18 protein-coding genes and 2 tRNA genes are annotated in these 22,468 nt (G+C 72.0%); 15 read left to right on the plus strand and 5 right to left on the minus strand.

Features of this window, described 5'->3' with window-relative positions; all coding sequences use genetic code 11:
- Positions 1-98: 98 nt before the first annotated feature.
- On the minus strand, positions 99-1,184 hold the full coding sequence (locus tag ACZ4U1_RS08060) for a M48 family metallopeptidase (RefSeq protein ID WP_467901007.1): 1,086 nt from the start codon (positions 1,182-1,184) through the stop codon (positions 99-101).
- Between the two features lie 104 nt (positions 1,185-1,288).
- On the opposite strand from ACZ4U1_RS08060, the gene ACZ4U1_RS08065 reads away from it, so the two are divergent.
- The 7 genes from ACZ4U1_RS08065 to ACZ4U1_RS08095 all read left to right on the plus strand — a co-directional run bounded on the left by ACZ4U1_RS08065 (position 1,289) and on the right by ACZ4U1_RS08095 (position 5,668).
- Positions 1,289-1,453: a hypothetical protein gene (locus tag ACZ4U1_RS08065; protein WP_201815428.1), complete on the plus strand. Its 165-nt coding sequence runs from the start codon at positions 1,289-1,291 to the stop codon at positions 1,451-1,453.
- Between the two features lie 167 nt (positions 1,454-1,620).
- Entirely contained in the window at positions 1,621-1,785 is a 165-nt protein-coding gene (locus ACZ4U1_RS08070; protein ID WP_393598561.1) for a hypothetical protein, read from the plus strand.
- Between the two features lie 56 nt (positions 1,786-1,841).
- Positions 1,842-2,528 (plus strand): nicotinate-nucleotide adenylyltransferase, encoded by a 687-nt coding sequence (gene nadD, locus ACZ4U1_RS08075; protein ID WP_467901010.1) that lies wholly within the window; start codon positions 1,842-1,844, stop codon positions 2,526-2,528.
- A gap of 16 nt (positions 2,529-2,544) precedes the next feature.
- Positions 2,545-4,263, plus strand: a complete 1,719-nt coding sequence (locus ACZ4U1_RS08080) for a LytR C-terminal domain-containing protein (protein WP_467901013.1) — start codon at positions 2,545-2,547, stop codon at positions 4,261-4,263.
- 127 nt (positions 4,264-4,390) lie between these two features.
- Positions 4,391-4,834 (plus strand): ribosome silencing factor, encoded by a 444-nt coding sequence (gene rsfS / locus ACZ4U1_RS08085; RefSeq protein WP_189294244.1) that lies wholly within the window; start codon positions 4,391-4,393, stop codon positions 4,832-4,834.
- Positions 4,834-5,502, plus strand: a complete 669-nt coding sequence (locus ACZ4U1_RS08090) for a histidine phosphatase family protein (RefSeq protein WP_467901016.1) — start codon at positions 4,834-4,836, stop codon at positions 5,500-5,502. The genes rsfS and ACZ4U1_RS08090 overlap by 1 nt, the downstream gene beginning before the upstream one ends.
- 93 nt (positions 5,503-5,595) lie before the next feature.
- Positions 5,596-5,668 (plus strand) — tRNA-Ala (locus ACZ4U1_RS08095).
- A gap of 76 nt (positions 5,669-5,744) precedes the next feature.
- Here ACZ4U1_RS08095 and ACZ4U1_RS08100 read toward each other — a convergent pair.
- Complete coding sequence (locus ACZ4U1_RS08100; RefSeq protein ID WP_467901017.1) at positions 5,745-6,638, minus strand: helix-turn-helix transcriptional regulator; 894 nt, start codon at positions 6,636-6,638, stop codon at positions 5,745-5,747.
- Positions 6,639-6,949: 311 nt separating this feature from the next.
- On the opposite strand from ACZ4U1_RS08100, the gene ACZ4U1_RS08105 reads away from it, so the two are divergent.
- Positions 6,950-8,314: an MFS transporter gene (locus ACZ4U1_RS08105; protein WP_467901466.1), complete on the plus strand. Its 1,365-nt coding sequence runs from the start codon at positions 6,950-6,952 to the stop codon at positions 8,312-8,314.
- 246 nt (positions 8,315-8,560) lie between these two features.
- Complete coding sequence (locus ACZ4U1_RS08110) at positions 8,561-8,794, plus strand: hypothetical protein (RefSeq protein WP_030653820.1); 234 nt, start codon at positions 8,561-8,563, stop codon at positions 8,792-8,794.
- On the opposite strand, the gene ACZ4U1_RS08115 is transcribed toward ACZ4U1_RS08110, so the two are convergent.
- The gene (locus ACZ4U1_RS08115) at positions 8,784-9,992 is read right to left on the minus strand and encodes a glycosyltransferase 87 family protein (RefSeq protein WP_467901019.1); all 1,209 of its coding nucleotides are present in this window, start codon (positions 9,990-9,992) and stop codon (positions 8,784-8,786) included. The genes ACZ4U1_RS08110 and ACZ4U1_RS08115 overlap by 11 nt on opposite strands.
- A 111-nt stretch (positions 9,993-10,103) precedes the next feature.
- Between ACZ4U1_RS08115 and ACZ4U1_RS08120 the strand changes: the two genes are divergently transcribed.
- A tRNA-Ala gene (locus ACZ4U1_RS08120) sits at positions 10,104-10,176 on the plus strand.
- A 117-nt stretch (positions 10,177-10,293) separates the two neighbouring features.
- Here ACZ4U1_RS08120 and ACZ4U1_RS08125 read toward each other — a convergent pair.
- Both ACZ4U1_RS08125 and ACZ4U1_RS08130 read right to left on the minus strand, forming a co-directional pair.
- Positions 10,294-11,904 (minus strand): NADH-ubiquinone oxidoreductase-F iron-sulfur binding region domain-containing protein, encoded by a 1,611-nt coding sequence (locus tag ACZ4U1_RS08125; RefSeq protein WP_467901022.1) that lies wholly within the window; start codon positions 11,902-11,904, stop codon positions 10,294-10,296.
- The gene (locus ACZ4U1_RS08130; protein WP_467901025.1) at positions 11,901-13,184 is read right to left on the minus strand and encodes a cytochrome b/b6 domain-containing protein; all 1,284 of its coding nucleotides are present in this window, start codon (positions 13,182-13,184) and stop codon (positions 11,901-11,903) included. Before ACZ4U1_RS08130 ends, ACZ4U1_RS08125 begins: the two co-directional genes overlap by 4 nt.
- Before the next feature lie 401 nt (positions 13,185-13,585).
- Here ACZ4U1_RS08130 and leuS point away from each other — a divergent pair, with 401 nt between their 5' ends.
- The 5 genes from leuS to ACZ4U1_RS08155 all read left to right on the plus strand — a co-directional run bounded on the left by leuS (position 13,586) and on the right by ACZ4U1_RS08155 (position 22,451).
- On the plus strand, positions 13,586-16,465 hold the full coding sequence (leuS, locus tag ACZ4U1_RS08135; protein ID WP_467901028.1) for a leucine--tRNA ligase: 2,880 nt from the start codon (positions 13,586-13,588) through the stop codon (positions 16,463-16,465).
- A gap of 181 nt (positions 16,466-16,646) precedes the next feature.
- The gene (locus ACZ4U1_RS08140) at positions 16,647-17,390 is read left to right on the plus strand and encodes a hypothetical protein (RefSeq protein ID WP_467901030.1); all 744 of its coding nucleotides are present in this window, start codon (positions 16,647-16,649) and stop codon (positions 17,388-17,390) included.
- Between the two features lie 72 nt (positions 17,391-17,462).
- Positions 17,463-18,308: a DegV family protein gene (locus ACZ4U1_RS08145; RefSeq protein ID WP_467901033.1), complete on the plus strand. Its 846-nt coding sequence runs from the start codon at positions 17,463-17,465 to the stop codon at positions 18,306-18,308.
- 154 nt (positions 18,309-18,462) lie between these two features.
- On the plus strand, positions 18,463-19,614 hold the full coding sequence (locus ACZ4U1_RS08150; RefSeq protein WP_467901036.1) for a ComEA family DNA-binding protein: 1,152 nt from the start codon (positions 18,463-18,465) through the stop codon (positions 19,612-19,614).
- Positions 19,611-22,451, plus strand: a complete 2,841-nt coding sequence (locus ACZ4U1_RS08155; RefSeq protein ID WP_467901039.1) for a ComEC/Rec2 family competence protein — start codon at positions 19,611-19,613, stop codon at positions 22,449-22,451. Before ACZ4U1_RS08150 ends, ACZ4U1_RS08155 begins: the two co-directional genes overlap by 4 nt.
- Positions 22,452-22,468 lie beyond the last annotated feature (17 nt).

The following is a 22,468-nucleotide window of genomic DNA, read 5'->3' on the forward strand; positions in this document are numbered from 1 at the left end:
GGTGGGGACGCGGCGTTGAGGGTGGGGACGCGGCGTTGAGGGTGGGGCGGGGCTGAGCCCGGCCCGGTGCGCGCGGCCGGCTCTCGCCTCGCTCTCGGCTACTCCTCGTCCCCGCCCGGCGTGTCCCCCTTGGCCGGTGGCGGGCTCCGGAAGCCGTCGAAGCCTCGGCGGACCCGGTCGCCGAGGTCGCCCGCGCCGCCCGTGAGGTCCGTGACCAGCTTCATCAGCGGGTCCTTGGAACTCTTCACATCGCTCGCGTAGCTGGCCGCCGACTCGCGGAAGGAGTCGCTGACGGAGGTGTCCTTGTCCTCGTCACGCCGCGGGTAGTGGCCGTCCATGAGCCGCTGGTAGTCCCGGGACTCGGCCCACTTCTTCAGCTCGGCGGCCCGCACGGTGGTGAACGGGTGCGAACGGGGCAGCACGTTCAGAATCTTCAGCACGGAGTCACGCAGATCGCCCCCGGACTCGTACTCCTCGGCCTGCTCCAGGAACGCGTCCACGTTCATCTCGTGCAGATGGTTGCCACCCGCGATCTTCATCAGGCCCCGCATCGAGGCCCGGACGTCCTGGCCCACGAGCAGCCCCGCCCGGTCGGCGGACAGCTCCGACTTGCGGAACCACTCCCGCAGCGCCGTGATGATGGCCATGATCGCGAAGTTGCCCAGCGGGATCCAGGCGACCTTCAGCGCGAGGTTCGTCAGGAACAGCAGGATGGTGCGGTAGACCGAGTGCCCGGACAGCGCGTGCCCCACCTCATGGCCGATGACCGCCCGCATCTCCTCCTCGTCGAGCAGCTCCACCAGCCCCGTGCTGACCACGATGATCGGCTCGTCCAGCCCGATGCACATCGCGCTCGGCTGCGGGTCCTGCGTGACGTACATCGGCGGGACCTTCTCCAGGTCCAGGATGTAGCAGGCGTCCAGCAGCATGTCGTGCAGGTGCGCGAACTGCCGCTCGGAGACCCGCACCGAGTCGGACAGGAACAGCAGCCTCAGGCTCCGCTCCGGCAGCAGCCCGCTGAGCGCCTTGAAGACGGTGTCGAACCCGCTCAGCTTGCGCAGCGCGACCAGGGCCGAGCGGTCGGCCGGGTGCTCGTACGCGCGCGAGGAGATTCCCGGGAAGCGCCTGCGCTGCCTGCTCGGCACCCGCTCGTGCCCCGTGTGCTGGTGGCCGTCGTCGGACATGTCTTCCCCCATGTGCGTGTGAGTGCCCCACTGTGCCCCCGAGGCGGGGCCCAGCCTAGGCGGAGATACCGTGGACGGGCAGTACACCCGAAGGAGCCCCCGCCATGGAGCACCACCCCGCAGCCGCCCGGCTGACCGAGGCCGCCGCCAGCGCCGTCCAGCAGCACGGAACGGGAAACCTGCTCCGCATCGTGCTGATCGTGATGGTCCTCGGCTGTGTACTGACCGCCTGGTTCCTGCTGCGCGGCTACAAGCGGAAGGACGACTGACGAGCGGGGAAAGTTCCCCACCGCCGGGCGGCGGGCGATCCCCGCCGCGCGAGAGCCGCCGGCGCCCTCCGTCCCCAACGGCGGAGTCGGCGTGATCGCCGCCGCGCCGCCCGCTTACGATGAGCCGACATCTTTATTCCGCCCACACGCGATAGGTCCTGCCGAAGATGAGCTTCCACAGCGCCGCAGCCCAGTTGGTCACCCTTGCCGCCGAGGGCGGGGAGCACGGCGGAAACCACAACAGCCTGAACCCGGCCGTCACCGGCGGCGGTGCCCTGATCATCCTGCTCCTGCTGCTGTGGATCACCACGCGCTTCAACCGCGACCGCTGAGCGGGGACCCCGTCCCCGGCCGGAGGTCCGAGACCGGGCCGGTAGGGTCTGCACGCATGGGAGAGCAGGACATGCCTACCGGTCCGGCGCACAAGACCGCCGACGACACGGTGAAGCACCCGCAGTACGGACCGGGCCACGGCCCCGCCCTCACGGGCAAGCGGCGCCTGGGCGTCATGGGCGGAACGTTCGACCCGATCCACCACGGGCACCTCGTGGCGGCCAGCGAGGTCGCCGCGCAGTTCCAGCTGGACGAGGTGGTGTTCGTCCCCACCGGCCAGCCCTGGCAGAAGTCCCACCGCAAGGTCTCCCCGGCCGAGGACCGCTACCTGATGACGGTCATCGCCACCGCCGAGAACCCGCAGTTCTCCGTCAGCCGCATCGACATCGACCGCGGCGGCCCCACCTACACCGTCGACACCCTCCGCGACCTGCGCGCCCTCAACCCCGACACCGACCTCTTCTTCATCACCGGCGCCGACGCGCTCGGCCAGATCCTCACCTGGCGGGACTCCGAGGAACTGTTCTCCCTCGCCCACTTCATCGGCGTCACCCGACCCGGCCACCACCTGGCCGACCCCGGCCTGCCGGAAGGCGGTGTCTCGCTCGTCGAGGTGCCGGCGCTCGCCATCTCCTCCACGGACTGCCGTGCGAGAGTCGCCAAGGGAGACCCCATCTGGTACATGGTGCCGGACGGAGTCGTGCGCTACATCCACAAGCGCGAGCTGTACCGCGGCGAGTGAGCCGAGAGGGGCACCGGTGAACGACCGATACGACGCGGGTGACGCAGGCTATGGCGCCGGCCCGTACGAAGTCGTCGGCTACGACGAGTACGGCCGGCCCGTGTACGGGCAGGTCCCGGCCCAGCAGGCTCCCCAGGCCCCGCAGGCCACCTACGACCCGTATACCCAGCAGCAGGGCTACGGCTACGACCCCTACGCCACCGGCCAGCAGCAGCCGGCCCCCTCCTACGGCTCCGCCCAGCAGCCGCCCGCCTACGACCCCTACGGCTCCCAGGCCCCGTACGACCCGTACGCCACCGGCACCCAGGGCGCCACGGGCTACGACCCCTACGGGCAGGCGGCGAGCAGCGGACAGCAGCCCCGGGTCGCCGAGCAGACCGCCTACATCCCGCAGCAGGCCGGACCGGCGGAGGACGCGCGGGCCCCGCGGGAGACCGAGGCCGCCCCGAGCGAACCGGAGTACCACACCGAGCAGTTCGCCTTCGTGGAGGAGCCGGACGGCGACTCCGAGGACGTCATCGACTGGCTGAAGTTCACCGAGAACCGCACCGAGCGCCGCGAGGAGGCCCGCCGCCGCGCCCGCAGCCGGATCATCGCGCTTTGCGTCGTCCTCGCCCTCGTCGCGGCCGGCGGTGTCGGCTACCTCTGGTACGCCGGAAAGCTGCCCGGCCTGTCCTCCTCCGACGGCATCACCGGCAGCGGCACGCCGGTCGCCGCCCAGAAGCGGGACGTACTCGTCGTCCACCTGCACAACACCGCCAAGGGCGGCACCTCCACGGCGCTGCTGGTCGACAACACCACCACCAAGCAGGGCAGCACGGTCCTGCTGCCCAACTCCCTCGCGCTGACCGGCGACGACGGCTCCACCACGACCCTCGCCAAGTCCGTGGACGACGACGGTTCCTCCGGCACCCGCGACCAGCTCGACACGGTCCTCGGCACCAGCATCCAGGGCACCTGGCGCCTCGACACCCCCTACCTGCAGAACCTCGTCGAACTCGTCGGCAACATCGAGGTCGACACCGACACCGACGTGCCCGACCCGGACGCCAAGAAGAAGGGCGCCGCGCCGCTCGTCCACAAGGGCCAGGACCAGACCCTCAGCGGCAAGATGGCCGTCGCCTACGCCACCTACCGCGCCGCCGGCGAGTCCCAGAACGCCCAGCTGGCGCGGTTCGGCCAGGTCATGCAGGGCGTGCTGCGCAAGATGTCCTCCGACCCGTCGTCCGCCACGACCACCGTGCAGACCCTCGCGCAGATCCTCGACCCGCCGCTCACCGACAAGGACCTCGGCGCCTTCCTCGCCAAGCTCGCCGACCTCGCCAAGAGCGGCGACTACAAGACCGCCCTGCTGCCCGTGCAGGCCGACGGCACGCTCAGCGCGCAGACCAGCGACAGCGTGGTGAAGGACATCCTCGGCGGCACCGCCAAGAGCCCCGACGCCGGCTCCGCGGTCCGGGTCTCCGTGCAGAACGCCACCGGTGTGAAGGACGACACCGAGAAGGCCCGCGTCGTGCTCCTCAACGGTGGCTTCACCTTCCTGGAGGGCGGCAGCGCCTCCGGCACCCAGGCCGCCTCGAAGGTGCTCTACGCGGACGCCGCCGACAAGGCGAACGCCACCGAGGTCGCCAAGACCCTCGGGCTGCCGGCCGGCTCCGTGACCAAGGGCAGCGTCTCCTCCGGAGCCGACGTCTCGGTGATCCTCGGCAGCGACTACAAGCCGTCCTCCTCCTGACCCCGGGCCGCCTCCCCAGCGGGAGCGCGGCCGGGGTGCACCCCACGTGCTGCCGTAATCACGTGGGGTGCGCCGGGCGGTCCGTGAGACCCTTGATGTCAAAAGTCCGCCGACGGAAAGCCATGTAGTGACCGCCACCGACCGTTCCCTTGAGCTCATCAACACCGCCGCCCAGGCGGCGGCCGACAAGCTCGCCCATGACGTCATCGCCTACGACGTGAGCGACGTGCTGTCGATCACGGACGCCTTCCTGCTGGCATCCGCGCCGAACGACCGCCAGGTCAGGGCCATCGTCGACGAGATCGAGGAGCGCCTTCTGAAGGAACTCGGCGCCAAGCCGGTCCGCCGCGAGGGCGACCGCGAGTCCCGCTGGATCCTGCTCGACTACGTCGACATCGTCGTCCACGTCCAGCACAGCGAGGAGCGGGTCTTCTACGCCCTTGAGCGGCTGTGGAAGGACTGCCCCGAGCTGGAGCTGCCGGCCGACGCCAAGGCCACCCGCGGCAAGGCCGAGGAGCACGCCCGGGCGCAGGCCGCCGAGGCCGACCAGGAGCCGGGCGGGGAGTGGTGATGAGCGCCACGGGTGAGGTGACCGACCGCAGGGTCCGGGGCCGCCGCATCATCCTGTGGCGGCACGGCCAGACCTCCTGGAACGTGGAGCGCCGCTTCCAGGGCACCACGGACGTCGAGCTGACCGAGACGGGCCTCGAGCAGGCCCGGCGCGCCGCGCGGCTGCTGGCCTCGCTGCGGCCCGACGCGATCATCTCCTCGGACCTGCAGCGGGCCGTGCACACGGCCGCCGAGCTGGCCGCCCTCACCGGCCTCGACGTCACCCGCGACGAGAGTCTGCGCGAGACCTACGCGGGCGTCTGGCAGGGGCTGACGCACGAGGAGATCATCGCCCGCCACGGCGAGGAGTACGCCGCCTGGAAGCGCGGCGAGGCGGTGCGCCGCGGCGGCGGCGAACTGGAGACCGAGGTCGCCGACCGGGCCGCCCCCGTCGTGCTGCGGCACGTCGAGAAGCTGCCCGAGGACGGCACCTTGGTCGTCGTCAGCCACGGCGGCACCATCCGCACCACCATCGGCCGGCTCCTCGGCCTGGAGGCCCGGCACTGGGAGAGCCTCGGCGGCCTCTCCAACTGCTGCTGGTCCGTGCTCGGCGAGGGCGCCCGCGGCTGGCGCCTGCTGGAGCACAACGCGGGCACCCTCCCGGAGCCCGTCCTCGGCGACGACGACTGACCGTCCCGAGGGCCCCCGACCCCGGATTTCACTTTCTGGCAGGTCACAGGCTAAAGTTCTTCTTGTTCGCCCCGCCGAGCGGGAAGAACGCAAGGGGCTATAGCTCAGTTGGTAGAGCGCCTGCATGGCATGCAGGAGGTCAGGAGTTCAATTCTCCTTAGCTCCACTGATCGACACTCTGTTGAGTTGTCAAAGATCGGTGATGAGGATCCCGTCCCCGCAGGGGGCGGGATTTTCTGTGTTCAGCTGTGGATGATCTCCTCGGCCTCCTCGTCCTCGTGTGCCGGCGGCCACAGCCGCTCTCTCCGCTCCCGCAGCAGCGCGATCTTCGTCCGCGCGTCCTCGTCCTCCGGGCTGTAGACCACGATCCGGCACTCGGGCATCCCGTCGATGGACAGCGACTGGGAGGTCATCCGCATCTCGCCGACCGCCGCGTGCCGGAACGTCTTCACCCGGGGACCCGGAGGCACCACCTCACCGCTCGCCCACAGCTCCGCGAACCAGGGGCTCGCCGCCGACAGCCCGCGTATGAACTCCTCCCAGGCCGGCTCGCCCACGTGTCTGCCGTAGGACGACCGCAGCGTCGCCACCATCAGCGGCAGCTCCTTCTCCCGCCGCACCAGCGGACAGACGCCGTCCGGCAGCGTGAACAGCGTCCACAGCACGTTCGGCAGGCCGGTCCTGACGGTCTCCGGCACCAGGAACAGATCCTGGTAGGCCGCGTTGGTGGCGAGGACGTCGTACCGCGAGTTGTAGACCACCGCCAGCATCGGGTCCAGGGCGTCGACGATGCCCTGCACCGCCGGGCTGATCTGCCGGATCAAGCCCTCCGGGTCGGGCTCGAACGGCACCTCCGCCAGCCGGTACAGATGCTCCCGCTCCGGCGGGTCCAGCCGCAGCGTGCGCGCGACCGCGTCCAGCACCTGCGGCGAGGCGTTGATCGGCCGGCCCTGCTCCAGCCACGTGTACCAGGTCACGCCGACGCCCGAGAGCTGCGCCACCTCCTCCCGGCGCAGCCCGGGCGTGCGCCGGCGCAGGCCCGGCGGCATTCCCACGTCGGCCGGTGTGACCCGTGCCCGCCTGGTGCGCAGGAAGGCTGCCAGCTCCGGCCTGCGCCGCTGTGTCCTCGTCCCCATCGCCATCCCCCGTCATCCCCCGTCATGCCCCGTCGTCCCGTCTCATCGTCGGCACGCGGGGCCGCTCCTGCCAGGTGCTGCCAGTACCAGCATCGGCGGGCACTCGGCACCCGTACCGACCCGTCGTCACGCTCGACGCCATGACGACGACATCCCGGACCGGTCCGGGCACCGAGCCCGTTCCGAACCCTGCGATCAGTGAACCATCCGCCACTGACAGTGACATCCCGGCCGTCGGCCGAGCCGCAAAACCCGTCACGGAAAGTGAGGCACCCGCCACTGACAACCGGCCTCGGCTGCTCCTCGGTCTGCTGCTCGCCGCCCTGTTCATGGCAGCCCTCGACGTCTTCATCGTGAACGTCGCGGCCCCCACGATCGGTTCCGACCTGCACGCCTCGGGCTCCGACCTCCAGCTGGTGATCGCCGGCTACACCATCACCTACTCCGTGCTGCTGATCACCGGTGCCCGGCTCGGTGACCGGCTCGGGCACGGCCGCGTCCACTTCGCCGGACTGGCCCTGTTCACCGCGGCCTCGCTCGCCTGCGGACTGGCGCAGGGCTCGACCGAGCTGATCGTGTTCCGGCTGGTGCAGGGCGCCGGCTCGGCGCTGATGATCCCGCAGGTGCTCAGCCTCATCCAGCGCACCTTCACCGGAGAGGCCCGGGCGCGGGCGCTCGGCGCCTACTCGGCGGTCCTGGCCGTCGGCGCGGCGGCCGGGCAGGTCGCCGGCGGAGTGCTGGTCAGCGCCGACCTGTTCGGCGCCGGCTGGCGGCCGGTGTTCCTCGTCAACGTGCCGGTGGGCGCCGCGCTGCTCGTGCTGGGCCGCCGGGTGCTGCCCCTGGGCGCCGCGGGCGGGCGGGAGCGGGCCCGGTCGCTCGACCTGCCCGGACTGGTCCTGCTCGGCGCCGCCGTGTCGCTGCTGACGGTGCCGCTGGTGCTCGGGCAGGAGGAGGACTGGCCACTGTGGTCCTGGCTGTCGCTGGCCGGAGCCGTGGTGCTGTTCTCCCTGTTCTGCGGCTACGAGTCCCGGCTGGCCCGGCGCGGCGGTGCCCCGCTCATCACGCCCCGGGTGCTGCGTCACCCCGGCATCATGAAGGCCGTCTTCCGGATCCTCGCGGCGATGTCGGTCAATGCCGGCTTCCTCTTCGCGCTGACCCTGCACGTCCAGGGCGGCCTCGGCTACAGCGCCCTCAGGGCGGGACTGAGCTTCGCACCGACCGCGGCCGTCTTCGGCGCCGTCAGCCTGACCTGGCGGAAGTGGCCGGCCGCCTGGCAGCGGGCGCTGGCGCCGGCCGGGTTCGCGCTCACCGCGGTGTCCGTCGCCGTGGTCGGGCTGGCCTTCCACGGCGGCGGTGACGGGGGAGCGGCTCTGTACGCGGGGTACGCGGGCACGGGTGCCGGGCTGGCGCTCGCCTTCAGCCCGACGCTCACCGGCGCGCTGGCCACCGTACGGCCCCAGGACGCGGCGGATGCCAGCGGTCTGCTGGCGACGGTCGCGCAACTCGGACAGCTGATCGGCGTGGCCGCATTCGGCACACTGTTCCTGAACCGGCTTGAGTCGTTCGGGGCGCTGCGCGCGTATACCTCCGCGGAGGCGTTCTCGGTGAGCGCCTGGGTGCTGGCCGGAACGGCTGCCGTGGGAGCCGTGTCCGGACTGGTACTGAGGCGTCGCTGACCGTATTGCTCCGGCCGTGGCAGAATCAAACGGCCGGAAGGGGGCGCGGCCCGACGGGAGGGAGTAGCGATGCCTGCGAGCATCCTTGAGGAGGTCGGCCACCTCCTCGGTGCGGCGTTGATACGGGATACGACCACCCGGCTGAGCTGCCCTTCCTGCGGTTCCGCGCATGTGGCCCAGGTTCTCGGCGACAATGGCGGAATCTCCTACGTGTGCACGGCCTGCGGCCACAGCTGGAGCTGATCGATGGGTGCACACCGGCGAAAGTGCGACTGGTGCGGGAGCGGTACGCCGATCGTCCGTGACATGGAGCCGATCAATCCCGATTACCAGTACTGGTGCGAGGAATGCGCGCGGGCGCTGATCATAAAAGGCGACCCGATCGAGACGTACCGGGAACTGGAGGGCGAGCCGATCTACGGCCGCCTCCTGGAGGAGCACTGCACGCTCAAGCGGTTCTACCAGTTCGTCACGGCCTGACACGGACCTCGCCGCCGGACCTCGGCAACGATGTCCGGGCCAGTGCGAGGAAGAGCGCACCGGTCCCTCCGTAAACGGCGGACAGCGTCAAATACCCGGCCGACAGGTGCAGTTCGGGCCGACCGGTTCCGTGCGGCACCCACCAGGGTGCGTACGAGCAGAAGACCAGCACGGTGCCCAGGGCCGCCGCCCGGTGCCCGCGCGTCCACAGCAGCAGCACCAGCGGCACGCACCACACCCAGTGGTGGGTCCACGACACCGGGCTGATCAGCAGGGCGGTGACCGCGCAGGCGCACACCGCCCAGGCCCGCCGCCCCCGCAACTCCGCCCGCACGGCCACGGCGAGCCCCAGGACGGCCACCACGGCCGCGCAGGCCGCCCAGAGGGCTCCCGGGTCGGGCGTGTGCAGGAAGCGGGCCAGAAGGCCGCGCAGGGCCTGGTTGGCGGTGTCCTCGGCGCGCCCGGCCCGGCTCGCACGGAACACCATGTCCGTCCAGAACCGCCAGGAGTCGTACGGCAGGACGGCCGCCGCCAGCAGTGTCGCCCCGGCGAACGCGACGGCCGCCCCGCGCGCGTGCCGCAGCCACGGCCCTGCGTGCCCGCCCCTGAGGCGGGCCACGATGCCCGTGACGAGCAGGAACACCGGGAACAGCGCGGGCGTCAGCTTGACCGCCGCGGCCAGCCCGAGGCCCACCCCCGTCCAGCGGTCGTACCCGCCGGCCGGGCGGCGGGTCAGGTCCCACAGGGCCAGGACGGCCAGCAGCAGGTTGATCTGGCCGTAGCGCAGCGTTGTCCACACCGGCTCGCACCACACCGCAGCCGCCGAGAGCCACCAGGCGGTCTCCACGCGCGCGTGGCCGACGAGTTTCAGTGACAGCCGTACGAACACCACCAGCAGCGCGAGGTTCCCGGCCGTCGCCAGGGGACGCAGGAGCGCGGTGTCCAGCAGGGGCAGCGGGGTGAACAGCAGGGCCGCGAACGGCGGGTAGGTGGTGGGCAGGCGCGCGGCCGTCGCGCGCAGGGCGTACAGGCCCCCGCCGGCCCTTACGGCGGCTCCCTCGGCCCGGTAGACCATCAGATCGATCATCGACACGTGCGCGGCCCGCTGGGCGGCCCAGAACGCCGTGAAGGACAGCAGGCACACCCCCACGGCCACCGGCAGCCGACGGCGGGCGGCGGGGAACGCGATCATGGTCACGAAACAGACATTAGTGCCCTAATCGGGGTGGGGGAGAAACCGATTTGGTGCTGCACTGCAGGGCCTGTAATGTTTACGTCGTCGCCGGGGGAACCCGGAGGGACGCAACAAGGGGCTATAGCTCAGTTGGTAGAGCGCCTGCATGGCATGCAGGAGGTCAGGAGTTCAATTCTCCTTAGCTCCACAGAAGTCGAAGGCGGATCATCCCACGGATGATCCGCCTTCGGCGTGTTGCGAACACATGACGCGCGCGAACGGAACGGCGGGTCACCGGCCCGGGTGACCCGCCGTTTCCGTGCGTTCAGCGGCCCAGCGCCCGCCGGCCGCGCCCCTGGGAGAGAACCGGCAGATTCCGCGACGGCGCCTGTCCGCGCGTGTCCTCCTCGATGCGTAGGGCGAGCGCCGGACAGCGGCGCACCGCGCGCAGCGCCTTCGCCTCCGCGTACCGCGGCACCTGCGCCTGGGCGACGGTCGGGAATCCGTCGGCGCCCAGCTCGAACACCTCCGGGAGGATGTCCGCGCACAGCCCGTGGCCCCGGCACAGCGTCCAGTCGACGTAGATCTTCTGGCGGCTGGCGCCGGTCTCCTCCGGCTCTCCGCCGCCCGGGACGCCCGTAGGGGCCCTGCCCCCCTCGAAGAGCGGCAGAACGCCCTCCACGGGCCGTCCGCAGCCGTTTCCGAGGACGTGCGCGGCCAGGTCGTCGGTGAACGCCTTGATGGTCGACTCCAGGAACATCGCCGAGCCGTCCGGGTGCGAACACGCCCCGCGCCGCTTCACGTTCTTCGCGACCTGCTTGAGCGCCTCCAGGGCGGCCGGTCCGCCGCCGTTCAGGATGTCCTCCATCCCGCGCGCGGCGGCGGGCAGTCCGAGGTAGCAGGGCCCGCACTGGCCGGCGCTCTCCTCGGCCAGCCACTGCGCGACCCGCAGCGACTCGCCCAGCGGGCACGTCTCCTGGCTGATCGGCAGGATCGCGCCCGCGCCCAGCGAACCGCCCACCGCGTCCAGCGAGTTGCGGGAGACGATCGCCTCGTTCACGGTCGCCGCGTCGATCCACTTGCCGTGATAGCCGCCGGTCAGCACGCCCTGCGGCACCGGCGGGGCGCCCGCCAGCTGCAGCACGTAGCGCAGCGGCACGCCCGTGGGGACCTCGATCACCATCGGGCGGGCGACCGCGCCGGACACGGTGAGCATCACGGTGCCCGGTTCGTCGTACAGGCCGGTGTTGCCGTAGCGCTCCGGGCCGATGCGGGCGGCGATGGCCAGCTGCGCGAACGTCTCCGCGTTCGACAGCAGCGTGGGCGCGCCGCCGACGCCGCTCTGCGAGGCGCTGATCTTGCGGCCGGGCGGGATCGCCGGGCCGCCGTCGATCGAGCGGATCAGCGAGGCGGCCGCGCCGGTCACCATGCGGACCGGATTGCGCTGCACCCACGCGCGCAGTGCCGATCTACGGCTGTTGCTCAGGCCGCGCTCGGCGAGCGCGGCCTCCATGGAGCGCTGCGTCGACTCCCGGGTCACACCGATGACGAGCGTGCGCGCGCCGAGCGCCTCGGCACACAGCAGCGCGCCGTCCAGGATGAGGTGCGGGGCACGGTTGATCAGCACCGTGTCCTTCCGGCAGGCCGGTTCGTCCTCGCTGCCGTTGACCACGACGACCGGCCGCACCCCGCGCTTGATCGCCGACTCGGCGACCGAGCGCAGCTTCTTGTGGAAGGGGAAGCCGGCGCCGCCGCGCCCCCTGAGGTTGATGCGTTCGGCGAGCTGGGCGAGCTGTTCGCCGCCCAGTGGATCGAGCGGCCCGTGCACCTTCAGATGCATGGGCAGATCGAGCCGCTCCACAAGGTCGAAGCCCGACGTGAGCTGGGGAAGCCCGACCACGCGGACTTCGGGGACGTCGGGCAGGGCCTCGTTCACTTAAAGCCTCCGGAAGGCGTGTTCCAAGGTTCGCCCGAACCCGGTGCCTCGTAGGACGAGCCGGGCAGCGTTTCGGTGGCGGGACCGCTGTTGAACGTGTCACTCGGGTTGTACGTGCCGTAGAGGCCGTTTGTCTCACCGGTGTCGTACACGTCACTTCCGCCGTATCCGGCGGCGCCCGGATTGCCATAGACCGGGATGGTGTAGCCGGTGTCCTGGAGCGGGTCGTACGCGGACGGAGGGGCCTCGCCGACCGGCGGCGGGGACGGGATCGGCCAGCTGCCCGAGGTGCTGGACGGGCCGTCCACGCGCGGGAAGGCCTCCGTGGGCTGGAGATCCAGCGGCAGGTCCATCCGGGCCGTCTGGCCGGCGGTGAAGGGCTGCTGCGGGCGGCCCGGCGTGGAGACCGCGCGGTAGGCCGCCGCGAAGCCGGAGGCTGGCTCGGCGGCCGGGGCGGCCGGGGTCTGGTAGAGCGGGGCGGCCGCGGTCTCGGCCGGCGCCCGCCTCGGCTCCCGCCGGCTCTCGAACCCGGGCAGCGCCGACTCGGCCACCCGCGAGCGGCTCGCGTCCAGCTCGTCGAGCCCGGGGCGCTCCGAGCTGCCGAACAGGGCCACCAGCCGGTCGGCGACCTTGCGCTTGACCGGGCGCGGCGCGGCGCGCAGCGCGAGGGCACCCATCACGCCGAGCAGGGACAGGCTGTAGAGGATCACGAAGATCGGCTTGGCCGATCGACCCGCGTAGAGGCCGTGGATCAGCGCCGCGCACCAGGCCGGGTACGCCAGCATGTGCATGGCCCGCCAGCGGGCCGCGACCGGGGCCGGAGTGGCGAAGTTGCTGCGCAGGGCGCCGGTGATGCCCACGAAGATCATCAGCAGTCCCGCCAGCGAGCCCAGTCCGATCAGGCCGCCGATTCCGGTGACACCGAGCGAGAACGGGATGATCGCGGCGATCAGCTGCGTGTGGTCCAGCGCGATCTTCGTGGTGATGTGCAGCAACAGGAACGCGATCGAGGCGACCGCGGTCGTCCGGTGCACCGCCTGGCCGATGATCCGCTGCCGGGTGTTCAGGAAGATCCGGTCCTGCGCGAACAGGCCCCAGATCACCGAGCAGCTCAGCGAGACGAGGGACAGCACGCCCGCGCCGAAGTTCAGGAACTCGCGGAACTGGCTGCCTCCGACCAGCACGATCACGGGTATGAGCAGCAGGACGACAGCGGACGCCACCCCATAGGCCGAGCGGCCGGGTTTGGGGAGCGAGCTGGTACTACGACGAGGGTTCATGGGGGCAACTCCGAGCAGTTTCGGGAAAGCGGTCCCGCTGCCGCACTCTAGGTGGCGCCATACCGATCAGTACGGGGTTTGAGTTATTGCGTTGTTATCAACAGACAATGCGACGGGGGCGGTGTCCCATAGGGGGCGGTACGCGAAGTAATTGCTGACCTTTGTTCAGTTCCGGCGGGCTTCGTGACATGTCCATCAGGGATACGGAAGCGCCTCGCGGCTTGCTCAAGGGCTGCGGTACCCTAACGCCATGCGTGCCGTACGCCTTCTGCTTAGCGGGCCGCGCTGATCAGTACCGACCCCGGTCCAGCCGTGAGGTCGGCATCGGCGCGGCGTCCCCTCCTGTGCGAGGGGCTTTTTCATTTCCGCAGGCAGAGACGATCGATGGAGCTTTGAGGATCATGAGCGAGACGAACCCCGCTGCCACCGCCGCGTCGGCGGAGGCCGCGCCGCACCGCTACACGGCCGCCCTGGCAGCCGAGATCGAGGCACGCTGGCAGGACTTCTGGGACGTCGACGGCACCTACGCGGCGCCGAACCCCACGGGTGACCTGGCGGGTGATCCCCAGCTGGCCGCCAGGCCCAAGAAGTTCATCATGGACATGTTCCCGTACCCCTCCGGTGCGGGCCTGCACGTCGGCCACCCGCTGGGCTACATCGCCACCGACGTCTACGCCCGGTTCCAGCGCATGACCGGCCACAACGTCCTGCACACCCTGGGCTTCGACGCCTTCGGCCTGCCCGCCGAGCAGTACGCCGTGCAGACCGGCACGCACCCGCGCGTGTCCACCGAGGCCAACATGGAGAACATGAAGGCCCAGCTGCGCCGGCTGGGCCTGGGCCACGACAAGCGCCGGTCGTTCGCGACGATCGACCCGGAGTACTACAAGTGGACCCAGTGGATCTTCCTGCAGATCTTCAACTCCTGGTACGACGCGGAGGCGCGCAAGGCCCGCCCGATCTCCGAGCTGATCGCCCAGTTCGAGTCCGGTGAGCGCGCGATTCCGGGCTCCACGCGCGCGTGGAACCAGCTGACCGCCGCCGAGCGCGCCGACATCCTGGGCGAGTACCGCCTGGCCTACGCCTCCGACGCGCCCGTCAACTGGTGCCCCGGGCTGGGCACCGTGCTGGCCAACGAGGAGGTCACCGCCGACGGCCGGTCCGAGCGCGGCAACTTCCCCGTCTTCAAGGCCAAGCTGCGCCAGTGGAACATGCGCATCACCGCCTACGCCGACCGGCTGCTGGAGGACCTGGAGGAGCTGGACTGGCCCGAGGCCATCAAGCTGCAGCAGCGCAACTGGATCGGCCGCAGCGAGGGCGCCCGCGTCGACTTCCCGATCGACGGCGAGAAGATCACTGTCTTCACCACCCGCCCCGACACCCTGTTCGGCGCCACCTACATGGTGCTGGCGCCCGAGCACCCGCTGGTCGACAAGTTCACCCCCGAGGCCTGGCCCGAGGGCACGCACGAGGTGTGGACCGGCGGCCACGCCACCCCCGCCGACGCCGTCGCCGCCTACCGCGCGCAGGCCGCCTCGAAGTCCGACGTCGAGCGGCAGGCCGAGGCCAAGGACAAGACCGGCGTCTTCACCGGTGCGTTCGCGACCAACCCGGTCAACGGCGAGCAGGTCCCGGTCTTCATCGCCGACTACGTCCTGATGGGCTACGGCACCGGCGCGATCATGGCCGTCCCCGGCCACGACAGCCGCGACTTCGCCTTCGCGCGCGCCTTCGAGCTGCCGATCCGCTGCGTGGTCGAGCCGACCGACGGCCGCGGCACCGACCCGTCCACCTGGGACGACGCCTTCGTCTCCTACGACGCGAAGATCGTCAACTCCGACAGCGACGACGTGAAGCTGAACGGCCTGGGCGTGGTCGACGCCAAGGCGCGCATCACCGAATGGCTGGAGGACAAGGGCATCGGCGAGGGCACCGTCAACTTCCGGCTGCGCGACTGGCTGTTCAGCCGCCAGCGCTACTGGGGCGAGCCCTTCCCGATCGTCTACGACGAGGACGGCGTCGCCCACGCGCTGCCCGAGTCGATGCTGCCGCTGGAGCTGCCCGAGGTCGAGGACTACAGCCCGCGCACCTTCGACCCGGACGACGCCGACACCCAGCCCGAGACGCCGCTGTCGCGCAACGAGGAATGGGTCAACGTCACCCTGGACCTGGGCGACGGCCCCAAGAAGTACCGTCGCGAGACCAACACCATGCCCAACTGGGCCGGTTCCTGCTGGTACGAGTTCCGGTACCTGGACCCGCACAACGACCGCAAGCTGGTCGACCCGGAGATCGAGCGGTACTGGATGGGCCCGCGCGAGGGCCAGCCGCACGGCGGTGTCGACCTGTACGTCGGCGGCGCCGAGCACGCCGTGCTGCACCTGCTGTACGCGCGCTTCTGGTCCAAGGTCCTGTACGACCTGGGGCACGTCTCCTCCGCGGAGCCGTTCCACAAGCTGTTCAACCAGGGCATGATCCAGGCCTACGTCTACCGCGACAGCCGTGGCATCGCGGTGCCGGCCGCCGAGGTGGAGGAGCGCGACGGCGCCTACTACTACCAGGGCGAGCAGGTCAGCCGCCTGCTGGGCAAGATGGGCAAGTCCCTGAAGAACGCGGTGACTCCGGACGAGATCGCCGCCGAGTACGGCGCCGACACGCTGCGCCTGTACGAGATGGCCATGGGCCCGCTGGACGTCTCCCGCCCCTGGGACACGCGCGCGGTCGTCGGCCAGTTCCGGCTGCTGCAGCGGCTGTGGCGCAACATCGTGGACGAGGCCACCGGCGAGGTCACCGTGACGGACGCCGAGCCGGACGAGGACACCCTGCGCGCCCTGCACAAGGCGATCGACGGCGTCCGCCAGGACCTGGAGGGCCTGCGCTTCAACACCGCCATCGCCAAGGTCACCGAGCTGAACAACCACCTGACCAAGGCGGGCGGTCCGGTGCCGCGGTCCGTGGCCGAGCCGCTGGTGCTGATGGTCGCCCCGCTGGCCCCGCACATCGCCGAGGAGCTGTGGCGCAAGCTGGGCCACACCGACTCGGTCGTCCACCAGGACTTCCCGGTCGCCGACCCGGACTACGTCGTCGACGAGACGGTGACCTGCGTCGTGCAGATCAAGGGCAAGGTCAAGGCCCGGCTGGAGGTGCCGCCCGCCATCTCGGAGGAGGAACTGGAGAAGGTGGCGCTGGCCGACGAGAAGGTCGTCGCGGCGCTGGGCGGCGCTGGCATCCGGAAGGTGATCGTGCGGGCGCCGAAGCTGGTCAACATCGTTCCCGCGTAACAACCGGGTGATCGTCCCCGTGTAACAACAGGCCTTTCCACCGGCTCGGGGTTGTCCCCTACGGGCAGGTCGGGGTCTTCTACGGGCAGGTTCGGGGTTCTTCCGGAACTCCGGGCCTGCCCGCAGCGTTTACCGTGGAGAGCACAGCGGCTCGTGCCGTACCGGCCGGAGGAGGAGCGTCATGGAAGTAATGCTGACCGTGTTCGCTCTGCTCTTCCTGCTCTTCGTCGGCCTCGGTGCGTACGCCACGGTCAAGGCGGTCCGCGCCGCCAAGCGCGGCGTGGACCGGACCATCGCCCAGGCCCGCCGCACCGTCGAGGACCACACCCTGCGCGCGAAGTCCTTCGCCCAGACCGGGCCGGCCGCCGAGATCGCCCAGCTGCGGCTCGCGCTGCGCACCTCCATGCGGGCCACGCAGGACGCGTTGCACGCGGGCGCGGCCGAGGACGAGTCGCTGAAGGAGTCCCTCGGCCTCTTCGAGCGGCTCAGCGTGCACGGACACGAACTGGACGCCGACCTCAAGCGCCTGGAGTCCGAGCCGGACCGGGCCACGCTCACCGAGCGCCTGCCCGAACTGCGCAGCCGCACCGAGCGCATCACCCAGTCCGCAGACTCCCTGCGCTGGGCCGTGCGCGACCGTGCCCGCCGCTTCGCCGACGACGATCTCGGCACCCTCAGCGCCCAGATCGACATCGAGGCGGGCGCCCTGCGCCACTGGACGCGGACCGAGCCCGGCCAGGCACCCCCGCCGTGGCCCGAAGCGCCCGCCCCCGCCGCGGCCGACAGACAGGCCACGGAGCAGACCTGGCCGAAGACACCCGGGCCCCGCGCAGCCGGGGAGCCCGCGCCCGAGGCGATCGCCCCGCCGTCATGGCGCCCCACTTCCCCGTGGCAGAAGAAGCCCCGCCCCGAGAGCACCACATGAGGGTGCCGCTCCACGACCGCAGCACAGGGGCCGGGCTGCCGCGCGAGCACGACGACAGGTAACCTCCAGCTCATGTCCCGCCATGTCGCGATCGTCACCGATTCAACGGCCTACCTGCCGCCCCGGGCGATGGAGCGTCATGGCATCACCGCGGTCCCGCTGACCGTGGTCCTCGGCGACCAGGCCCTCGAAGAGGGCAGCGAGATCTCGACCCGCTCCCTGGCCCAGGCGCTGCAGAAGCGGCGCTCCGTCACCACCTCCCGGCCCAGCCCGCAGGTGTTCGCGGAGACCTACCGCAAGGTCGCCGAGTCCGGCGCGAGCGGCATCGTCTCCCTGCACCTGTCCGCCGAGCTGTCCGGCACCTACGACGCCGCGGTCCTCGCCGCGCGCGAGGCACCGGTACCCGTGCGGGTCGTGGACACCGGAATGGTCGCGATGGCGCTCGGCTTCTGCGCGCTCGCCGCCGCCGAGACCGCCGAGTCGGGCGGCACGATGGACGAGGCCGTCGCAGCCGCGGAGAAGCGGGCCGCCGGCACGTCCGCCTTCTTCTACGTCGACACCCTCGACTATCTCCGCCGCGGCGGCCGGATCGGTGCCGCGCAGGCACTGCTGGGCTCCGCGCTCGCCGTCAAACCGCTGCTCCAACTGGACGACGGCCGGATCGAGCTGCTCGAAAAGGTCCGTACGGCGTCCAAGGCGATCGCGCGCCTGGAGGAACTGGCCGCCGAGCGTGCGGGCGGCGCCGACGTCGACATCGCCGTCCACCACCTCGCCGCCCCCGACCGCGCCGCCGCCCTCGCCGACCGGCTGCGGGTACGGGTCCCGGGCCTGGCCGATCTGCATGTCAGCGAGGTCGGAGCGGTGATCGGAGCACACACCGGGCCCGGGCTGCTCGGCGCGGTCGTCTCGCCTCGCTGACACGGGTCATTCCGCGGCCGGCCTTCCCAATCGGCTCCGGCGTGACCGACCGGCTTCACTCGTCCGGGTGACGGAGTTATCCACAACTGTCCGGCCGTCCACGGAAATCCACCAAGATCATCGCGATGCCGGTGGATTGCCCCATCCTCGTCGCATGGCACTTCGATCTCGCTCGCGTACGGCAACTCCGACCAGCGGTCCCGGCCGTGGCCCCGCCTCCGACGGCCGCCTCCGCCACCGCCGCACAACCGGCCACCCCCGCCGCGCCCGCCCCCGCCCGCCCGCACCGGCGGAGGAACTGCGCCGCCGGGCGGAACTCCTCTTCGGCGAACGGGCCGTGCAGTGCCGGGAGTCCGTGCAGTGGGAGGAGTCCGGGAACGCACCGCCGGGCCCGCAGGTGTCCGCGAGTGCACCGACGGCAACGGCGACTGGGCTCGCGCCCGGCCTGAGCCGGAGTCCGACGAGGACGGCGGCGACGGCCCTGCCCCCGGTGCCGGACACGACCCTGACCACGCCCGCTCCGGCACCGGGCAGCATCACGGAGCCCGAACCGGCCGCTGCTGTCGGCCTGGTGGCGCCGCCGGAGGAACCCGCGGGACCGGACTGGCGGGAGCGGGCCGGGCTGGCGCTGCGTGAACGGATGCCGGTGTGGCTGCAGGCGCGGTACGGAGTCGAGCGGCGGGGAGTCGTGGCGCTCGCCGTGGTCCTCGTGGCCGTCGCTGTCTTCGCCGTGCAGCACTACTGGGCGGGCAGGCCCCAGTCGGTGAGCGCCCCGGAAGTCGTGCGTGCCGAGGCGCCGTTCGCCAAGAAGGACGAGGGGGCGAAGACGGGAGCAGCCGCGAGCACGTCGGTGACTCCCGGCGCGGAGATCGTCGTGGACGTCAGCGGCAAGGTCCGGAAACCGGGGATCCGGCGGCTGCCGGCCGGTTCCCGGGTGGCCGACGCGCTGCGGGCGGCGGGCGGGGTCCGGCCGGGCGTGAGCACCGAAGGACTCAACCGGGCCCGCTTCCTGGTCGACGGCGAACAGGTCGTCGTCGGCACTTCCGCCGGGGCCGCGGCCCCACCCGCCTCGGCGGCCGGTCCGCTCTCCGGATCCACCGGCACGGGCCCGACAGCACCGGTCTCCCTCAACACGGCCACCGTGGAACAGCTCGACACCCTCCCCGGAGTCGGCCCGGTCCTCGCCCAGCACATCCTCGACTACCGCACCCAGCACGGCGGTTTCCGCTCGGTGGACGAACTTCGCGAGGTCAACGGCATCGGTGACCGCCGGTTCACCGATCTGCGCGAGCTGGTACGGCCATGAGCCGCGCGCTCGACAAGGCCGACGACCCGCGCGCCGCACCCGAGCGGCGTGGGACCGCGCACACCGGCCGGAGCGGCCCCATGGACCTGCGCCTGGTCCCGCCCGCCCTCGCGGCCTGGGCGACGGCGGCCGTGACCCTGGGTGTACCGGCGGCCAGGACCGCGGTGACAGCCGTCGTCTGCCTGGTCGGCGGCGTCCTCCTCCTGTTGTTGTCGGCGCGGTGGCCGGGACGAGGCGGGCGTGGGCCCTGGGTTGCCCGAGGCGGGCGGCGGCTGGAACGGTTCGGGCCAGTCGGACGGTGGGGGCCGGTCGTATCTGTGGGGACAGCCGGACGGCTGGGGCCGGCCGGGTCGGTGGGCCCGCATGCTCCTCCCCATCAAGAGGCCTCCGCCCTCGGTGCCACCGCCCCAGCCGGCACCGCCCGTCCGCGCGGTCGGTTCGGCTGGGCGCGGCCCGCCCTCGCCGCGACGCTGCTCTGCGCCGCCGCGGCAGCCACGTCCGCCGGGCTGCACGGGGCCGACGTGCGGCGCGGACCGGTGCCCGAGCTGGCACGGCGGTTCGCGACCGTGACCGCCGAGGTCGAGGTGAGCGGCGATCCGTGGCTGAGCAGGCCACAGGTGCGCGGTGATCACGCGGCGCCCGTGGCGGTGCTGGCCCGGGCCGAGCTGCGGAGCGTCGAGGAGGCCGACGGAAGGCGTGTGCGGACCCGGACACCCGTGCTGGTGATCGTCGACCCGGACGTCCCGGCACCGGACGGCGATGTGGCGGGGAGCCGGAGTTCCGGGCCCGCGCCGACCCACGCCGAACGGGGGACCCACGCCGAACGGGGTACCCAGGCCGGGCGATCCGCCTGGCTCGGACTGCTGCCGTCCACGCGGCTGCGCGTTGCCGGGCGACTGGCGCCTGCCCTGACCGGGGGTGACCGGACCGCGGCCGTGCTGCGGGTGCGTGGCCGGCCGGAGCCGCGGATCGTGGCGGGACCGAGCGGGCCGCAACGACTGGCGGGCCGGCTCAGAGCAGGCCTGCGGGACGCCACCGAGGACCTGCCGGGAGACGCGCGGGCCCTGCTTCCCGGGCTGGTCGTCGGGGACACCTCGCGGATCACGCCCGAGCTGGACCACGCCTTCGACGAGACGGACCTGGCGCACACGCTCGCCGTCTCCGGGAGCAATCTCACCGTTCTGCTCGCGCTGCTCATCGGGCCGCCCGGCCTGGCCCACCGGGCCGAGCGCCGTGGCCTGGCCCCACGCCTGGGACTCTCCCTGCGGGCGACGGCGTTGCTCTCAGGAGCGCTGACGCTGGGCTTCGTGGTCGTGTGCCGGCCCGACCCCAGTGTGCTGCGGGCCGCCGCATGCGGCGCGGTCGCGCTCCTCGCCCTGGCCACCGGACGCCGCAGATCCCTGGTCCCGGCGCTGGCCACGGCAGTCCTGCTGCTGGTGCTGTACGACCCGTGGCTGGCGCGAAGCTACGGCTTCCTGCTGTCCGTGCTCGCCACCGGCGCCCTGCTGGTGCTGGCGCCGGGCTGGAGCGAGGCGCTGCGGCGGCGCGGGGTGCCGCCGCGGCTCGCCGAGGCACTGGCGGCGGCGGGAGCGGCGCAGGCGGTGTGCGCACCGGTCGTGGCGGTTCTGTCGGCCCGGGTGAGCCTGGTGGCGGTCCCCTGCAACCTGCTGGCCGAGGTGGCGGTGGCACCGGCGACGGTGCTGGGCTTCGCGGCGCTCGCGACGGCACCGGTTGCGCTGCCGGCGGCCAAGGCGCTGGCATGGTGTGCGAGTTGGCCGGCCGGGTGGATCGCCGGGGTGGCCCGGGCCGGGGCGGCGCTGCCCGGCGCGGGAGTGGACTGGCCGGGCAGCTGGCCGGGGGCGCTGGTACTCGCGGCGGTCACCGTGGCCGTCGTCCTGGCCGGCCGCGGACTGCTGCGGCACCCGGCGTGGTGCGGGCTGCTCGGCGTGCTGGTCGTACTGCTGGTGACGCGGCCGGCGCCGCTGGCCCGGGTGATCACGGGCTGGCCACCTCCGGGCTGGCGGTTCGCGATGTGCGACGTCGGGCAGGGCGACGCGACCGTGCTGGCGGCGGGGGAGGGCGCCGGAGTGGTCGTGGACGCCGGACCCGATCCGGCGATGGTCGACCACTGCCTGCGGCGGCTGGGCATCACCCGCGTCCCCCTCCTCGTCCTCACCCACTTCCACGCCGACCATGTGGCGGGCCTGCCCGGTGTCCTGCGAGGCCGCTCGGTGGCCGCGATCGAGACCACGGGGTTCGCGGAACCGGCGGACCAGGCAGCGTTCGTCCGACGGGAGGCGGCCGCACGGCACATCCCCATCACGACGGCCGTCGCCGGAGAGGAACGGCGCACCGGCCCCCTCGCCTGGCGGGTCCTGTGGCCGCCGCCGCGGAGCACACACCTGCCCACCGGGACGACGATGCCTCCGGCCCGGCCAGGCCCCCTGTTCGAACCGGAGGGACCGAACGACGCCAGTGTCGCGCTGCTCGTCCGCACGGGCGGGCTGCGGCTGCTGCTGCTCGGGGACCTCGAACCCCCCGCCCAGCAGGCCCTGTTGCGGTCCCCGGCGGCCGCCGAACTGCCCGGAGTGGACGTCCTGAAGGTGGCCCATCACGGCTCGGCCTATCAGGACCCGGAGCTGATACACCTCGCGGCACCCCGGGTGGCGCTCGTGTCCGCGGGCGCCGGCAATCCCTACGGCCACCCGGCACCGACGACCCTGGCCGCCCTGCGGGCCGGTGGCGCGGCGGTCCTGCGCACCGACCGCGACGGTGCCCTCGCGATCACCGGAACCGGAGGAGTCAAGGGGCGGATACAGGTGACGAGAGAGAACTAGAGACGACGGCACACAAC

The sequence above is a fragment of the Streptomyces sp. NPDC028928 genome (assembly GCF_055564915.1).

Excerpts from the sequence above, each read along its gene's own strand:
- ACZ4U1_RS08090 (WP_467901016.1), top strand. The coding sequence starts at position 4,834 with ATGAGCGCCACGGGTGAGGTGACCGACCGCAGGGTCCGGGGCCGCCGC.
- ACZ4U1_RS08060 (WP_467901007.1), bottom strand. The coding sequence starts at position 1,184 with ATGTCCGACGACGGCCACCAGCACACGGGGCACGAGCGGGTGCCGAGC.
- ACZ4U1_RS08150 (WP_467901036.1), top strand. The coding sequence starts at position 18,463 with ATGGCACTTCGATCTCGCTCGCGTACGGCAACTCCGACCAGCGGTCCC.
- leuS (WP_467901028.1), top strand. The coding sequence starts at position 13,586 with ATGAGCGAGACGAACCCCGCTGCCACCGCCGCGTCGGCGGAGGCCGCG.
- ACZ4U1_RS08065 (WP_201815428.1), top strand. The coding sequence starts at position 1,289 with ATGGAGCACCACCCCGCAGCCGCCCGGCTGACCGAGGCCGCCGCCAGC.
- ACZ4U1_RS08145 (WP_467901033.1), top strand. The coding sequence starts at position 17,463 with ATGTCCCGCCATGTCGCGATCGTCACCGATTCAACGGCCTACCTGCCG.
- ACZ4U1_RS08070 (WP_393598561.1), top strand. The coding sequence starts at position 1,621 with ATGAGCTTCCACAGCGCCGCAGCCCAGTTGGTCACCCTTGCCGCCGAG.
- nadD (WP_467901010.1), top strand. The coding sequence starts at position 1,842 with ATGGGAGAGCAGGACATGCCTACCGGTCCGGCGCACAAGACCGCCGAC.
- ACZ4U1_RS08155 (WP_467901039.1), top strand. The coding sequence starts at position 19,611 with ATGAGCCGCGCGCTCGACAAGGCCGACGACCCGCGCGCCGCACCCGAG.
- ACZ4U1_RS08130 (WP_467901025.1), bottom strand. The coding sequence starts at position 13,184 with ATGAACCCTCGTCGTAGTACCAGCTCGCTCCCCAAACCCGGCCGCTCG.
- ACZ4U1_RS08140 (WP_467901030.1), top strand. The coding sequence starts at position 16,647 with ATGGAAGTAATGCTGACCGTGTTCGCTCTGCTCTTCCTGCTCTTCGTC.
- ACZ4U1_RS08100 (WP_467901017.1), bottom strand. The coding sequence starts at position 6,638 with ATGGGGACGAGGACACAGCGGCGCAGGCCGGAGCTGGCAGCCTTCCTG.
- ACZ4U1_RS08110 (WP_030653820.1), top strand. The coding sequence starts at position 8,561 with ATGGGTGCACACCGGCGAAAGTGCGACTGGTGCGGGAGCGGTACGCCG.